15 protein-coding genes are annotated in these 15,576 nt (G+C 69.5%); 13 read left to right on the top strand and 2 right to left on the bottom strand.

Annotation, left to right across the window (positions count from 1 at the left end):
• The first annotated feature begins 43 nt into the window (after window positions 1-43).
• From pyrR to metK, 12 genes are all read left to right on the top strand, one after another.
• Window positions 44-646, top strand: a complete 603-nt coding sequence (gene pyrR / locus ACHAA3_RS00645; protein ID WP_435706993.1) for a bifunctional pyr operon transcriptional regulator/uracil phosphoribosyltransferase PyrR — start codon at window positions 44-46, stop codon at window positions 644-646.
• Entirely contained in the window at window positions 643-1,608 is a 966-nt protein-coding gene (locus tag ACHAA3_RS00640; RefSeq protein ID WP_435706992.1) for an aspartate carbamoyltransferase catalytic subunit, read from the top strand. Before pyrR ends, ACHAA3_RS00640 begins: the two co-directional genes overlap by 4 nt.
• On the top strand, window positions 1,605-2,924 hold the full coding sequence (locus tag ACHAA3_RS00635) for a dihydroorotase (RefSeq protein WP_435706991.1): 1,320 nt from the start codon (window positions 1,605-1,607) through the stop codon (window positions 2,922-2,924). The genes ACHAA3_RS00640 and ACHAA3_RS00635 overlap by 4 nt, the downstream gene beginning before the upstream one ends.
• Window positions 2,925-2,938: 14 nt before the next feature.
• Entirely contained in the window at window positions 2,939-4,087 is a 1,149-nt protein-coding gene (gene carA, locus ACHAA3_RS00630) for a glutamine-hydrolyzing carbamoyl-phosphate synthase small subunit (protein WP_435706990.1), read from the top strand.
• The gene (carB, locus tag ACHAA3_RS00625; RefSeq protein ID WP_435706989.1) at window positions 4,087-7,446 is read left to right on the top strand and encodes a carbamoyl-phosphate synthase large subunit; all 3,360 of its coding nucleotides are present in this window, start codon (window positions 4,087-4,089) and stop codon (window positions 7,444-7,446) included. Before carA ends, carB begins: the two co-directional genes overlap by 1 nt.
• Entirely contained in the window at window positions 7,443-8,267 is an 825-nt protein-coding gene (pyrF, locus tag ACHAA3_RS00620; RefSeq protein WP_435706988.1) for an orotidine-5'-phosphate decarboxylase, read from the top strand. The genes carB and pyrF overlap by 4 nt, the downstream gene beginning before the upstream one ends.
• Window positions 8,268-8,319: 52 nt before the next feature.
• Entirely contained in the window at window positions 8,320-8,769 is a 450-nt protein-coding gene (locus ACHAA3_RS00615) for a hypothetical protein (RefSeq protein WP_435706987.1), read from the top strand.
• Window positions 8,770-8,785: 16 nt separating this feature from the next.
• A complete protein-coding gene (mihF, locus tag ACHAA3_RS00610; protein WP_435706986.1) occupies window positions 8,786-9,109 on the top strand; it encodes an integration host factor, actinobacterial type in 324 nt (107 codons plus the stop codon).
• Between the two features lies 1 nt (window position 9,110).
• Window positions 9,111-9,710 carry a guanylate kinase gene (gmk, locus tag ACHAA3_RS00605; RefSeq protein ID WP_435707566.1) on the top strand — a complete coding sequence of 200 codons (600 nt, stop codon included), beginning with the start codon at window positions 9,111-9,113 and terminating at the stop codon, window positions 9,708-9,710.
• Between the two features lie 32 nt (window positions 9,711-9,742).
• Complete coding sequence (gene rpoZ, locus ACHAA3_RS00600; RefSeq protein WP_435706985.1) at window positions 9,743-10,024, top strand: DNA-directed RNA polymerase subunit omega; 282 nt, start codon at window positions 9,743-9,745, stop codon at window positions 10,022-10,024.
• A gap of 21 nt (window positions 10,025-10,045) precedes the next feature.
• Window positions 10,046-11,293: a bifunctional phosphopantothenoylcysteine decarboxylase/phosphopantothenate--cysteine ligase CoaBC gene (gene coaBC / locus ACHAA3_RS00595; RefSeq protein ID WP_435706984.1), complete on the top strand. Its 1,248-nt coding sequence runs from the start codon at window positions 10,046-10,048 to the stop codon at window positions 11,291-11,293.
• A 72-nt stretch (window positions 11,294-11,365) separates the two neighbouring features.
• The gene (metK, locus tag ACHAA3_RS00590; protein WP_435706983.1) at window positions 11,366-12,553 is read left to right on the top strand and encodes a methionine adenosyltransferase; all 1,188 of its coding nucleotides are present in this window, start codon (window positions 11,366-11,368) and stop codon (window positions 12,551-12,553) included.
• 67 nt (window positions 12,554-12,620) lie between these two features.
• Here the strand turns inward: metK and ACHAA3_RS00585 are convergent, their stop codons facing one another.
• Window positions 12,621-13,106 (bottom strand): SRPBCC family protein, encoded by a 486-nt coding sequence (locus ACHAA3_RS00585; protein ID WP_435706982.1) that lies wholly within the window; start codon window positions 13,104-13,106, stop codon window positions 12,621-12,623.
• A gap of 1 nt (window position 13,107) precedes the next feature.
• Window positions 13,108-13,464, bottom strand: coding sequence for an ArsR/SmtB family transcription factor (locus ACHAA3_RS00580; protein ID WP_435706981.1), 357 nt, complete (start codon window positions 13,462-13,464; stop codon window positions 13,108-13,110).
• A 103-nt stretch (window positions 13,465-13,567) separates the two neighbouring features.
• Here ACHAA3_RS00580 and ACHAA3_RS00575 point away from each other — a divergent pair, with 103 nt between their 5' ends.
• Window positions 13,568-15,565: a primosomal protein N' gene (locus tag ACHAA3_RS00575; RefSeq protein ID WP_435706980.1), complete on the top strand. Its 1,998-nt coding sequence runs from the start codon at window positions 13,568-13,570 to the stop codon at window positions 15,563-15,565.
• Window positions 15,566-15,576: the final 11 nt, after the last annotated feature.

The following is a 15,576-nucleotide window of genomic DNA, read 5'->3' as shown; positions in this document are numbered from 1 at the left end:
ATCCTTTAACGGCCGTCCCGTGAGGCGGAGAAGGAGGTCACTCGTGACGACGTCCTCCGGCGAAAATCAGAGTGCTGCCCAGTCCCGCCCCATCCTCGAGCGCACCGTCCTCGACGAGCAGGACATCTCGCGGGCGCTGACCCGCATCACCCACGAGATCCTCGAGCGAAATCGCGACGCCGACGGTCTGGTGATCCTCGGGATCCCCACGCGCGGAGTGCATCTGGCCGACCGGATCGCCGCGCGCATGTCCGAGGTCGAGGGCCGCACCATCGCGGCGGGCGCGCTCGACATCACGATGTACCGCGACGACCTGCGCCTCAAGCCGGCCCGAGCGCTCGAGCACACCGACATCCCCGAGGACGTCGATGGACGCACCGTCGTGCTGGTCGACGACGTGCTGTTCTCGGGCCGGACCATCCGCGCGGCGCTCGATGCCCTGGCCGACATCGGTCGCCCTCAGGCCGTCCAGCTGGCCGTGCTGATCGACCGGGGCCACCGCCAGCTGCCGATCCGGGCCGACTACGTGGGCAAGAACCTGCCGACGTCGCTGGCCGAGCAGGTCAAGGTCGCCGTGGACGAGGTCGACGGTCGCGATGCGGTGTCCATCTCGGGTGGGTCGATCTCCGGCGGCGGTTCCGCATGATCAAGCACCTGCTCAGCGCTGGAGACCTCACCCGGTCGGACGCCGTACGCATCCTCGACACGGCCGAGGAGCTCCTCGGGGTGGCGAGCCGCCCGATCAAGAAGCTGCCGACCCTGCGGGGTCGGACCGTCGTCAACCTGTTCTTCGAGGACTCCACCCGCACCCGCATCTCCTTCGAGGCCGCGGCCAAGCGGCTGAGTGCCGATGTCATCAACTTCTCGGCCAAGGGCTCCAGCGTGTCCAAGGGCGAGAGCCTCAAGGACACGGCGCTCACGCTGCAGGCGATGGGTGCCGACGCCGTCATCGTGCGACACCATCACTCCGGCGCGCCCCATCGTCTCGCGCAGGCCCAGTGGACCAGCGGCGCTGTCATCAATGCCGGCGACGGCACCCACGAGCACCCCACCCAGGCTCTGCTCGACGCCTTCACGATGCGAAAGCATCTCGGGGATCTGGCTGGCAAACGGGTGACCATCGTGGGCGATGTGCTGCACAGTCGTGTCGCTCGGTCCAACGCCCTGTTACTGCACACCCTGGGTGCCCGGGTGAGGCTGGTGGCGCCGCCCACCCTGCTGCCGGTCGGTATCGATGCCTGGCCGGTGGAGACCTCCTACGACCTCGACGCCTCGCTCGAGCAGGCCGACGCCATCATGATGCTGCGGGTGCAGGCCGAGCGGATGAACGCGGCCTTCTTCCCCAGTGCCCGCGAGTACAGCCGGCGGTACGGGCTGGACACCGCCCGGATGAATCGTCTGCCCGATCACGCCATCGTGATGCACCCCGGTCCCATGAACCGGGGCATGGAAATCACCGCCGACGTCGCCGACCACGAGCGGTCGGTCATCGTCGAGCAGGTGACCAACGGAGTCGCGGTCCGCATGGCCGTGTTGTACCTGCTGGTCGGGGGAGCCACCTCGGCCGAGGAGTCGTCCGATCTCACCGACGTCGAAGGAACCGCATGACCGACTACCTGATCCTCGGCGCGACCATCCTCGGCGCTGATCCTGCCGATCTCGTCCTGCGCGACGGCGTGATCGCCTCGATCGGTGCGGACACCGCCGCGCCGCGAGACGGCGTCGAGCTGCGCACGATCGACGCGACCGGACTCATCGCACTGCCCGGCCTCGTGGACCTGCACACCCACCTGCGCGAGCCGGGCCGTGAGGACGCCGAGACGGTGCACACCGGCTCGCAGGCCGCCGCACGTGGTGGATTCACCTGCGTGCACGCCATGGCCAACACCGATCCGGTGGCCGACACCGCCGGTGTCGTCGAGCAGGTGTTCCGGCTGGGCCGCGAGAGCGGGTACTGCGACGTGCAGCCCATCGGTGCGGTCACCGTGGGGCTCGGCGGTGAGCGGCTGGCCGAGCTCGGTGCCATGGCCGACTCAGCGGCCGGGGTCCGGGTCTTCTCCGATGACGGCAGGTGCGTCCACGACGCCGTCCTGATGCGGCGGGCGCTGGAGTACGTCAAGGCGTTCGACGGCGTCATCGCGCAGCACGCGCAGGAGCCGCGCCTCACCGAGGGCGCGCAGATGAACGAGGGCCGGTTGTCCGGCGAGCTCGGGCTCACCGGGTGGCCAGCGGTCGCCGAGGAGGCCATCATCGCGCGTGACGTCCTGCTGGCCGAGCACGTCGGCTCACGGTTGCACGTGTGCCACCTGTCCACGCGCGGGTCGGTCGAGATCGTGCGCTGGGCCAAGAGCCGTGGCATCGACGTCACGGCCGAGGTCACGCCGCACCACCTGCTGCTGACCGACGACCTGGTGCGCAGCTACGACCCGATCTTCAAGGTCAATCCGCCGCTGCGCACGGCCGACGACGTCGAGGCGGTGCGGGAGGGACTGGCCGACGGCACGATCGACATCGTCGCGACCGACCACGCGCCGCACCCCATGGAGGACAAGGAGTGTGAGTGGTCGGCAGCGGCCTTCGGCATGATCGGGTTGGAGACGGCTCTGTCGATCGTGCAGCAGACGATGGTCGACACCGGTCTGATCGGCTGGGAGCGGGTGGCCGAGGCCATGTCGGCGCTGCCCGCCTCGATCGGTCGGGTCGCCTCCCACGGTCGGCCGATCGCCGTGGGTGAGCCGGCCCACCTGGTGCTGTACGACCCGACCACGTCGCGCGAGGTGCGACCCGTTGACACCGCCTCGCTGTCGCGCAACACGCCCTACGCAGGCCGCGAGCTGCCCGGGCGGGTCGTCGCCACGATCCTCGCCGGTCGCCCCACCGTGCTCGACGGTCAGCTCGTCCCGGACCGGGAGGTCCTTTCATGACTCGAGGTTCACGCATGAGTACTGTTCCCGCGATCCTGGTGCTGGAGGACGGCCGGGTGTTCCACGGTCAGTCCTACGGCGCCACGGGGGAGACGATCGCCGAGATCGTGTTCTCCACCGGCATGACCGGCTACCAGGAGACCCTCACCGACCCGTCGTACGCGGGTCAGATCGTCGCGATGACAGCGCCGCACATCGGCAACACCGGCGTCAACGACGAGGATTTCGAGTCCCGGCGGTTCTGGGTCGACGGCTATGTCGTGCGCGACCCCGCCCGGGTCTTCAGCAGCTGGCGATCGGACCGTTCGCTCGACGACGAGCTGAAGCATCAGGGGGTCGTCGGCATCAGTGGCGTCGACACCCGGGCTCTCACGCGGCACCTGCGCGAACGTGGATCCATGCGCGGGGCCATCGCGTCGGGTCCCGACTCCTTCAGCGCCGCCGACATCGACCAGCTGCTGGCGCGCATTACGGCGGCGCCCCGCATGGAGGGCTCGGACTTCCTGGCTGACGTCACCACGACCGAGGCGTACGTCGTGCCTGCCGTGGGGGAGAAGCGCTTCACCGTGGCCGCGATCGACCTGGGCATCAAGGGCATGACTCCGCGCCGGATGGCCGAGCGGGGCATCGAGGTGCACGTCCTGCCGGCGACGACCAGCTACGCGCAGATCCAGGACATCGCGCCCGACGGTGTCTTCATGTCCAACGGGCCGGGTGATCCCGCCACCGCCGACCATCCGATCGCGCTGGTGCAGGCGGTCCTGGCCGACCGCATCCCATACTTCGGCATCTGCCTGGGCAATCAGGTCTTCGGGCGCGCCCTGGGCCGGGGGACCTACAAGCTGGTCTACGGCCACCGCGGCATCAACCAGCCGGTGCAGGACCTCACCACCGGCAAGGTCGAGGTCACCGCCCACAACCACGGATTCGCTGTCGACGCTCCGGTCGAGGGCATGTTCGACACCCCGTTCGGTGACGCCCGCGTCACGCACGTGTGCCTCAACGACCAGGTCGTCGAGGGCCTCGCGCTGCTCGACCGGCCCGCGTTCAGCGTGCAGTACCACCCCGAGGCTGCCGCCGGCCCGCACGACGCCGCCTACCTGTTCGACCGATTCATCGACCTCATGTCCGAACCTCGCACGATGACTGGAGTGAACGCCTGATGCCCAAGCGCACGGACATCGAATCGGTCCTGGTCATCGGCTCGGGCCCGATCGTCATCGGACAGGCCTGCGAGTTCGACTACTCCGGCACCCAGGCGTGCCGGGTCCTGCGCGAGGAGGGCCTGCGGGTCATCCTCGTGAACTCCAACCCGGCCACGATCATGACCGATCCGGAGTTCGCCGACGCCACCTACGTCGAGCCGATCACCCCCGAGTACGTCGAGATGGTCATCGCCAAGGAGCGCCCCGACGCCCTGCTGGCCACGCTGGGCGGCCAGACCGCGCTCAACGCGGCCATCGCCCTGGACAAGGCCGGTGTGCTGGACAAATACGGCGTCGAGCTGATCGGTGCCTCGATCGACGCGATCGAGAAGGGCGAGAACCGCGAGACCTTCAAGCGGATCGTCGAGGACCTGCCGCAGCAGTGGGGCGCCGAGGTCGCCGCCTCGGTCATCTGCCACACGATGGACGAGTGCGTCGCGGGCGTCGACGAGCTGGGCGGGTACCCGGTCGTGGTCCGACCCTCGTTCACGATGGGCGGCAGCGGCAGCGGGCTGGCCTACGATCGCGCCGACCTCGACCGCATCGCCGGATCGGGCCTGGCGCTCAGCCCCACCACCGAGGTGCTGCTCGAGGAGTCGATCCTCGGGTGGAAGGAGTACGAGCTGGAGGTCATGCGCGACACCGCCGACAACGTGGTGATCGTGTGCTCGATCGAGAACTTCGACCCCATGGGGGTGCACACCGGCGACTCCATCACGGTGGCTCCGGCCATGACCCTCACCGACGTGGAGTACCAGCGCTTGCGCGACATCTCGATCGGTGTCATCCGTGAGGTCGGCGTCGACACCGGCGGCTGCAACATCCAGTTCGCGGTCAACCCCGAGGACGGCCGCATCGTGGTCATCGAGATGAACCCGCGGGTCTCGCGCTCCAGCGCGCTGGCGTCCAAGGCCACCGGATTCCCGATCGCCAAGATCGCCGCCAAGGTCGCGATCGGGTACACCCTGGACGAGATTCCCAACGACATCACGCGTGAGACGCCGGCCTCCTTCGAGCCGACGCTGGACTACGTCGTCGTCAAGGTGCCGAGATTCGCGTTCGAGAAGTTCCCGGCGGCCGACTCCACGCTGACCACGCACATGAAGTCCGTCGGCGAGGCGATGGCAATCGGTCGCAACTTCACCGAGGCCCTGCAGAAGGCACTGCGCTCGCTGGAGCGGCCGGATGCGGAGTTCGACTGGAGCAAGCGCTGGGTCGACCTCGACAAGGACGCCCTGCTCGCCGACATCGCGCGTCCCCACGACGGCCGACTCAAGAAGGTGATGGACGCGCTGCGTGCGGGGGCCACCACCACCGAGGTCTTCGAGTCCACCCGCATCGACCCGTGGTTCGTCGACCAGCTGGCCCTGATCAACGAGGTGGCCGCCGAGCTGATCGCGGCCGACCAGCTGTCGCCGCTGCTGCTGCGCCGGGCCAAGCGGCACGGCTTCAGCGACCACCAGATCGGTCGGATCCGCGAGATGGCACCCGACGTGGTGCGCGGTGTGCGACACGCGCTCGGGGTCCGTCCGGTCTACAAGACCGTGGACACCTGCGCGGCAGAGTTCGCTGCGAAGACGCCGTACCACTACTCCTCCTACGACGAGGAGACCGAGGTCGAACCCCGCGACCGTCCCGCTGTCATCGTGCTCGGCAGCGGACCCAACCGCATCGGCCAGGGCATCGAGTTCGACTACTCGTGCGTGCACGCGGTGCAGGCGTTGTCGACCGCCCCGTTGCAGTGGGAAGGCCGGGAGTGGGGCGGCTACGAGACGATCATGGTCAACTGCAATCCCGAGACCGTCTCGACCGACTACGACACCGCCGACCGGCTCTACTTCGAGCCGCTGACCCTCGAGGACGTCCTCGAGGTCGTGCACGCCGAGCAGCAGGCCGGCCCGGTCGCCGGCGTCATCGTGCAGCTGGGCGGACAGACTCCGCTGGGCCTGGCCGCCGGTCTCGAGGCTGCCGGCGTGCCGATCGTCGGCACCCAGCCGGCTGCGATCGACCTGGCCGAGGAGCGCGGAGCGTTCGGACAGGTGCTCGATGCCGCAGGCCTCCCGTCGCCCAAGCACGGCATGGCCACCACCTTCGAGCACGCGCGACAGATCGCCGAGGAGATCGGGTACCCGGTGCTGGTGCGCCCGTCGTACGTGCTGGGCGGCCGGGGCATGGAGATCGTCTACGACGAGCAGACCCTCGCCGACTACATCAGCCGGTCCACCGAGATCTCGGCCGAGCGACCCGTGCTGGTCGACCGGTTCCTCGACGACGCCATCGAGATCGACGTCGACGCCCTGTACGACGGAACCGAGCTGTTCCTCGGCGGCGTCATGGAGCACATCGAGGAGGCCGGAGTGCATTCGGGCGACTCGGCCTGCGCCCTGCCCCCGATCACGCTGGGCGATCTGGAGATCGGCCGCATCCGTGAGTCGACCGAGGCCATCGCCCGCGGTGTGGGCGTGCTGGGACTGATCAACATCCAGTTCGCGCTGTCCTCGGACATCCTCTACGTCATCGAGGCCAATCCGCGTGCTTCACGCACGGTGCCGTTCGTCTCCAAGGCGACGGCCACGCCGCTGGCCAAGGCAGCAGCCCGGGTGATGCTCGGCGAGTCGATCGCCGACCTGCGTGCCGACGGTCTGCTGCCGGCGACGGGGGACGGTGGGCTGATGCCGGCCGGTGCTCCGATCGCGGTGAAGGAGGCCGTCATGCCCTTCAACCGGTTCCGCACCTACGAGGGCACCTACGTCGACACGCTGCTGGGTCCGGAGATGCGTTCGACCGGTGAGGTGATGGGCTTCGACACCTCCTTCGGCAAGGCCTTCGCCAAGAGTCAGGCCGGGGCCCAGAACGGCCTGCCCACGTCGGGGCGGGTGTTCGTGTCGGTGGCCAACCGGGACAAGCGCCACATGATCTTCCCCATCAAGCGACTGGCTGATCTGGGATTCGAGATCCTCGCGACCAGCGGCACGGCCGCAGTGCTCGCCCGCAACGGGGTCACGGCGACGGTGGTCCGCAAGATCCATGAAGGACAAGTATCAGGGGTAGCTGACCAGGGCACGGTCGTCGAGAAGATTCAGGCGCAGGAGGTCCAGCTGATCATCAACACGCCGCACGGCATCTCGGCGGGCGTCAACGCGCGCGTGGACGGTTATGAGATCCGCACCGCAGCGGTCGCCGAGGGCATCCCGTGCATCACCACGGTGCAGGGCCTCGGAGCGGCCGTGCAGGGCATCGAGGCGCTGATCGACGGAAGCATCGGCGTCACCTCGCTGCAGGAGTGGGGCACGTTCTTGAAGGAGGCACGCGCATGACGTTCGGTTCCCGGCTCGACGCCGCTCGGCGGGCGTACGGCCCCCTGTGCGTCGGCATCGACCCGCACGGGTCCGTGCTGGAGCAGTGGGGTCTCTCGGACTCGCTCGACGGACTCGAGCGATTCGCCGGCACCTGCGTCGAGGCACTCGCCGGCCGGGTCGGCTTCGTCAAGCCGCAGTCGGCGTTCTTCGAGCGATTCGGTGCCACCGGGGTGGCAGTGCTCGAACGGACCCTGGCCGACTTCCGACACACCGGCACGCTGACCGTCCTGGACGTCAAGCGGGGCGACATCGGGAGCACGGCTCGGGCCTACGCAGACGCCTACCTCGACGAGGACTCACCCATGGCGGCCGACGCCGTCACGGTCAGCCCCTTTCTGGGCTTCGGCTCGCTCCAGCCCTTCTTCGACGTCGCCGCACGCAACGATGCCGGCGTGTTCGTCCTCGCGCTGACCTCCAATCCCGAGGGTCACCAGGTGCAGCACGCACGCGACGACACCGGTCGCACGGTGGCCGAGGGGATCCTCGACGAGCTGCGCGCCCGCAACGCCGGTGCCGCGCCCCTGGGCTCGTTGGGTGCCGTGGTCGGAGCCACGATCGGCCAGACGGAGGCCGACCTGGACATCAACGGCCCGTTGCTGGTGCCGGGACTCGGCGCCCAGGGCGGGACCGTCGAGGACCTGGCCCGGTTGTTCGACGGGGTGCGGTCCCAGGTGATCGCAGCGAGCTCGCGCGGCGTGCTGGGTGCCGGACCTGAGGTCGGGGCGCTGAGGGCGGAGGCCACGCGCCTCAATGCTGAGCTGGTGCAGGCGAACTTGTAAGGTCGCCTCAAGCGAGCATCAAGGGGCTGGGTGGCCTGCGGAGGGGGACTGCATGTCGGCGGGCAAGGCGTGGACGGTGAACCTGACGGGTGGCGCAGCCGCGGCGGTGCTGCTGGGACTCCTCGGCGCCTGCAGCGGACCGAGCGCGTACTGCCAGACCGTCCAGGATGACGAGCAGGTGCTCGACTCCTTCGACTCGGACAGGACGACCGAGGCCTACACCGGATACACAGCCGTCCTGACCGACATCAGCGAGGTCGCTCCGGCAGAGAGCAAGAAGCAGTGGACCACCATCGCTTCGGCGACCCGCGGTGTGCTGCAGGCCCACGACGAGGTCGGCTTCGCGCTCGACGACATGGCCGACGCGGACGAGCGAGCCTCGCTGTCCGAGTCCGACATCGCCGTGCTCGAGGAGGCCTACGCCTCGTTCAACGACACGCAAGCCGACCGCGAGGCGGTCGTCAAGGACGCCCAGAGCTCGTGCGACATCGACCTGAAGTAGCGAGAGGACCGAACAGATGGCACTGCCGAAACTGACGCCCGAGCAGCGAGAGGACGCCTTGGCGAAGGCGGCCGTCGCGCGGCGGGTTCGTGCCGAGGTCAAAAATCGTCTGAAGAACTCGGGCGCCACCCTGACCGAGGTCATCGACCAGTCCCGCACCGATGGCATCATCGCCAAGCTCAAGGTCGTGGACCTGCTGCGCTCCATGCCCGGAGTGGGCGCGGTCAAGGCCGCCGAGATCATGGATCGACTCGGCATCGCCGAGAGCCGGCGGCTGCGCGGCCTCGGCGCCAACCAGGTCTCGGCTCTGGTGGCCGAGTTCGATCCCGCGCGTGAGTGATCTGCGGCCCGATCGATCGCGGCTGGTCGTGCTGGCCGGTCCCACGGCCGTGGGCAAGGGAACTGTGGCGGCATGCGTGCGCCGTGACCACCCAGAGATCTGGATCTCGGTGTCGGTCACGACGCGACCGGCCCGCCCGGGCGAGGTCGACGGAGTGCACTACCACTTCATCGACGAGGCACAGTTCGACGAGCTGGAGGCCACCGGCGGGCTGCTGGAGTCGGCGCTCGTCCATGGTCGGGCCCGCTACGGCACGCCGCGTGCAGCGGTCGAGGAGCAGCTGGCCGCCGGCCGATCGGCGCTGCTGGAGATCGATCTGCAGGGTGCGCGGCAGGTGCGCAAGGCCATGCCCGACTCCCTGATGTGCTTTCTGGCCCCGCCGAGCTGGGAGGAGCTGACCCGCCGTCTGGTCGGCCGCGGCACCGAGTCCGCAGCGGAGCGTGAGCGACGTCTGGAGACGGCTCGGGTCGAGCTGGCCGCCGAGTCGGAGTTCGACGTCACCATCGTGAACACCGATGTTGGGACTGCCTGCGCAGAATTGGTACAGTTGTTCGTTGACGGACATGACTCTGCTCGCCCGGGCATCGAACCGTCCCGTTGAATCCTTCTCTCTCCAACTCTGTGAGGCTCTCTGTGTCCACCACGCGTTCCGTTGCCATCGGCATCACCAATCCGCCGCTGGACGACCTGCTGGAGAAGGCTGACAGCAAGTACAAGCTGGTGCTCTACAGCGCCCAGCGTGCTCGCCAGATCAACGCCTACTATTCCCAGCTCGGCGAGGGCCTGCTGGAGTACGTCGGCCCCCTGCTCGAGACAGACGTGCAGGAGAAGCCGTTGTCGATCGCGCTGCGCGAGATCAACTCCGACCTCCTGACCGTCGAGGACATCGACCCCACGGCCACGCCCGAGGCCTGATCCTCCCCGAGGACGCTCGTCATGACTGACGTGACACCCACCGCCGCCACCGGGCTCGACGTCGTCCTGGGCGTCAGCGGTGGGATCGCGGCCTACAAGGCCGCTGAGGTGCTGCGCCTGTTCACCGAGGCGGGGCACCGCGTGCGCGTCGTGCCCACTGCGGCGTCGCTGAACTTCGTGGGAGCCGCCACGTGGGAGGCGCTGTCGGGCCAGCCGGTCCAGTCCGAGGTGTTCGACCACGTCGACGAGGTCGCGCACGTGCGCATCGGTCAGTCCGCCGACCTCGTCGTGGTCGTGCCGGCCACCGCCGACCTGATGGCGCGTGCGGCCGCGGGCCTGGCCGACGACCTGCTCTCCACCACGTTGCTCACCGCTCGTTGTCCGGTCGTGCTCGCCCCGGCGATGCACACCGAGATGTGGGACCACGCCGCCACCGCGGCGAACGTCGCGGTCCTGCGCTCGCGCGGCGTGCACGTGATCGAGCCCGCCGTCGGTCGCCTGACCGGCGTCGACACGGGCAAGGGCCGACTCCCCGATCCCGCCGACATCGTGGCCGCTGCCCTCGGGCTGCTCGACCCTGTGCCGGCTCGTCCGCACGATCTGTCCGGCAAACGGGTCGTGGTGTCGGCTGGCGGCACCCGCGAGTACCTCGACCCCGTCCGGTTCCTGGGCAATCGATCGTCGGGACGGCAAGGGTGGGCTCTGGCCGAGGCCGCAGTCGCTCGAGGAGCCGAGGTCACGCTGGTCGCCGCCAACGTGGCCCTGGAGCCACCGGCCGGTGTCGAGGTCGTCTCGGTCGTCAGCACGGAGGATCTACGCCTCACCATGCTCGAGGCCGCCCGCGACGCCGACGTCGTGGTCATGGCTGCGGCGCCGGCCGACTTCCGCCCCGCCGAGTTCATCGGGACCAAGATCAAGAAGACGCCCGACGGTGCTGCGCCCCAGATCTCGTTGATCGAGAATCCCGACATCCTCGCCGAGCTCGTCGCCTCTCGGCACGGGGCCGCGTCGCCCGTGCTCGTGGGATTTGCCGCCGAGACCGGCGACGAGTCCGCCACCGTGCTCGAGCACGCCCGGGCCAAGCTCGCCCGCAAGGGGTGCGACCTGCTGGTCGTCAACGACGTCGGTGGAGGTCGCGTGTTCGGCAGCGAGGACACCGAGGCGGTCATCTTGTCCGCTGGCGGTTCCAGCACCGAGATCTCGTTCGGTCCCAAGATCGACCTGGCCCACGCCGTCTGGGACGCCTGCGTCCACGAGATGGACGATTGAGCGTCCACCCATCCTGATCGTTAGAGTGTTGTTCGTCGTGCGCCGCGCCAGCGGCCTGAATGAGGAGAGTTCGTGAGTCGTCTATTTACTTCCGAGTCCGTGACCGAAGGTCATCCGGACAAGATCGCCGACCAGATCAGCGACAGCGTGCTCGATGCACTGCTGGCCGAGGATCCCAAGAGCCGGGTGGCGTGCGAGACCTTCGTGACCACCGGCCTGGTCCTGGTCGGCGGCGAGGTCACCACCGAGGCCTACGTCGACATCGCGCGCATTGCGCGTGATCGCGTGCTGGAGATCGGTTACGACTCCTCCACCAAGGGCTTCGACGGAGAGTCCTGCGCCGTGCAGGTCACCCTCGACGCGCAGAGCCCGGACATCGCGCAGGGCGTGGACACCGCTGAGGAGACGCGCCTCGGTGGCGCCACCGATCCCCTCGACGCCCAGGGTGCCGGCGACCAGGGCCTCATGTTCGGCTTCGCGGTCGATGAGACCCCCGAGCTGATGCCGCTGCCGATCACGATCGCCCACCGGTTGGCCCAGCAGCTGACCCAGGTCCGCAAGGACGGCACGCTGCCCTACCTGCGCCCGGACGGCAAGACCCAGGTCACCATCGAGTACGACGATGACGACAGGCCCGTGCGGGTCGAGGCGATCGTGCTGTCCACGCAGCACGAGGACGGCGTCGACCTGGACCACCAGCTGCCGAACGACATCAAGAAGCACGTCATCGACACCGTGCTGGCGCAGTACGACATCGACACGTCGGACTACCGGTTGCACATCAACCCCACGGGCAAGTTCGTGATCGGTGGACCCATGGGTGACGCCGGCCTCACGGGCCGCAAGATCATCGTCGACACCTATGGCGGCTACGCGCGTCACGGTGGTGGCGCCTTCTCGGGCAAGGATCCGAGCAAGGTCGACCGCTCCGCCGCCTACGCCATGCGGTGGGTCGCCAAGACGATCGTCGCTTCGGGGCTCGCTCGCAAGGCCGAGGTCCAGGTCGCCTACGCGATCGGCGTGGCCAAGCCGGTCGGGTTCTACGTCGACACCTACGGCACCGAGACGGTCCCGGTCGACACGATCCGTGACGCCGTCCTGGAGGTCTTCGACCTGCGCCCCGGTGCGATCGTGCGCGATCTCGACCTGCTGCGTCCGATCTACGCGCAGACCGCTGCCTACGGCCACTTCGGCCGCGATGGTCTGCCGTGGGAGGACACCTCCCGCGCAGCCGCGCTCAAGGCCGCCGCCGGCGCCTGATCGCATCTGAGCCACGAGAACGCCCTCACCCGGACCGGGTGAGGGCGTTCTTACGTGTGCGGTCGCCTCAGGCGTCGCCGAGTACCCCGTCGATCTGACCCATGGCCGCGGTCAGGCCCTCCTCCATGCCCATCGCGAGCACCTGCTCCAGGGCCTCGCGCGAGTCGTAGGACGACACGGTCACCATCGTGGTGCGGCCGTCGGACTCGCTGAAGGTGAACACGAAGTGCGTGGCTGGCAGGTCGGCCACCGGGTTGCCGTCCGCGTCGGCGAAGTAGTCGTCCGCGGCGAACGACTCGCCCGGCTCGACCGCCGAGATCCGCCAGAGCCCGTGGTGCTGCTCGCCCTCCGGCGACGTCATGAAGTAGCGCATGACGCCACCGGGGGACAGGTCGTGCTCGACGACCGTGGCCGGGTAGGTCGGGGGTCCCCAGATGCGTTCGAGCTTGCGGGGATCGGCGTACAGGTCCCAGACCCTGTCCCGCGGGTGGTCGAATGTCGCGGTGACGGTCAGGGTGTGGTTCTCGAGATCCTTGTCGATCAGCAGGTCCATGTCATCGTCCTTCGTGGGTGGTGGGTGGATCGTGCGGTGTGGCGTCGAGCAGATCTGCCATGCGCTGGATCCGGCCCTCCCAGGCCTCGGCCAGCTGGTCCAGCGCTCGACGAGCACGCTGAACGGCATCCGGGTCGGAGCACACGAGGAGCTCCCGCCCGTGACGGTGCTTGGTGACGAGCCCCACCCGCTCGAGCACCGCGACGTGCTTTTGCACCGCCGCGAAGCTCATGGGATACGCCTCGGCCAAGCGGCTGACCGACAGCTCGCCCCCGACGGTGCGGCGCACGATGTCGCGGCGCGTGGCATCAGCGAGGGCGTGGAACAGGCGGTCCACCGTGGGGTCGTCCAGATCCATTAATACAACCATAAGGTTGTACGTTAGTCGGCGGCCGTGGATCTGGCAAGGTCTGAGGGGGAGCGACTCGGGTGTGTCCGGCCCGGCTGGTAGAAACACCCACGTGAGCGACACGGGTGGTGACGAGCGGAGCGACGAGCAGCTGGAGCTGATCGCCGCACCCGCGTCGCGGCACAAGGCTCGCGTCAAGCCCCCGCCCGACGCCGCGGCCGAGCTCCCGGTCGCCCGCGTCGCCGTCGACACCGGGCTGGCCCACCTCGACCGCCTCTTCGACTACCTGGTGCCGGCCGATCTCGACGACCAGGCGGTGGTCGGCAGCCGGGTCAAGGTGCGATTCGCTGGCCAGCAGGTCGACGGATTCGTGATCGAGCGCGTGGCCGAGTCCGCCCACGGTGGACGACTGGCCTTCCTGACCAAGGTCGTCTCGCCCGAGCCCGTGCTGTCCCCGGAGGTGCTGGGTCTCGCGCGCGACGTGGCCGACCGGTACGCCGGCTCGCTCGGCGACGTGCTGCGGCTCGCGGTGCCCCCTCGACACGCTCGAGCCGAGAAGGCGCGTCAGTCACCCGTCAGCATCGAAGGACCAGCCGACCCCGCCGTGTGGGCCGATCTGGCCGGTGGCCCGGCGATGATCGAGGCTCTCGCGTCGAGACAGAGCCCGCGGTCGTGGTGGAACGCGCTGCCCGGATCCGATCCAGCCCTGCTGGTGGCCCAGGCCGTACTGGCGACCGTGCTCAGTGGTCGAGGCGCGATCATCTGCGTGCCCGACCAGCGCGACGTCGAGCGGTGGCGTGTCACCTTCGCCGAGGTGCTCGGTGCCGACGGATTCGTCGTGCTGACCGCCGGGCAGCCGCCGGCCGAGCGGTGGCGCTCGTTCCTCGCGGCGTCGCGAGGTGCGGTGCGAGTGGTCCTCGGCACGCGAGCAGCGGCCTACGCCCCGGTCACGGACCTCGGTCTCCTGGGGCTGTGGGACGACGGCGACGATCTCTTCGAGGAGCCGCGAGCCCCCTACCCGCACACCCGGGAGGTCATGCTGCTGCGGGCCTCGCGGGAGAAGTGCGGGTTGCTGGTGGGTGGACACGCCCGCACCGCCGAGGGCCAGTCCCTGGTGGCGTCGGGCTGGTGCGACGAGCTGGTGGCCGATCAGCCGACCCGTCGCACACGGTGGCCGCGGGTCACCCTCACCGACGGCAGCGTCGACGGCGCCGCGCCGGTGCGTCTGCCGCGTGAGGTCTTCGCCGCGGTGCGCGCGGCCGCCGGGCCGGTGCTGGTGCAGGTGCCGAGGCGCGGCTACCGCACCTCGCTGGCCTGTCAGCGATGCCGTGCGTCGGCACGCTGCGCGGCCTGCGAGGGCGCCCTGGTGCAGACCGGCGCCGCCACGGCCCCGGTGTGCCGGTGGTGCGGCACGGTGGCCGATCCCTGGTCGTGCCGGGAGTGCGGGGGGTCCGTGCTGCGCGCGCCGACCGTGGGTCAGCTGCGCACGGCCGAGGAGTTCGGGCGAGCCTTCCCCGAGCAGACCGTGGTCACCAGCGGCGGCTCCCACGTCCTCGCCGAGGCGCCCGGCGGCCGCACCATCGTGCTCGCCACGCCGGGGGCGGAGCCGCCAGCGCCCCAGGGCTACTCCGTCGTCGTGCTGCTCGACACCTGGCTCATGCTGGCCCGCGACGACGTGCGCATCCTCGAGGAGTCGCACCGCCGCTGGTTCAACGCCCTCGCTCTGTCCGGGCCAGGAGCGCAGGCCGTCGTGATCGGCGATCCGGCCCAGCTGCAGGCCCTGGTCCGTGCTGATCCGGTCGGCCTGGCCGAGCGTGAGCTGGCCGACCGGGCCGAGACGCACCTGCCACCTGTCGCGCGCCTGGCCGGTATCGAGGCCGACGCCGAGGTGCTCGCCACGCTGGTCGAGCGATCGTGGCCTCCGCACACCGAGGTGCTCGGCCCGGTGCCGCTCGACCCACGCGATCCGGCCTCGCCGCAACGCCTCATCCTGCGCACCCCCCGCCGCGAGGGCGCCGCGCTGTCGCGCGCGCTGCAGGAGGTCGCGGCCGAGCGCAGCGCAGCCAAGCTCCCCGGCGTCCGCATCCAGGTCGACCCCACCCGCCTCTGATCCCACCCGTC

The sequence above is a fragment of the Aeromicrobium sp. CF3.5 genome, from assembly GCF_051262695.1.
In the GTDB taxonomy this organism is placed as follows: Bacteria; Actinomycetota; Actinomycetes; order Propionibacteriales; family Nocardioidaceae; genus Aeromicrobium.
The sequence above is the reverse complement of the archived record's forward strand: the minus strand, read 5'-3'. Positions and strand labels throughout refer to the sequence as shown.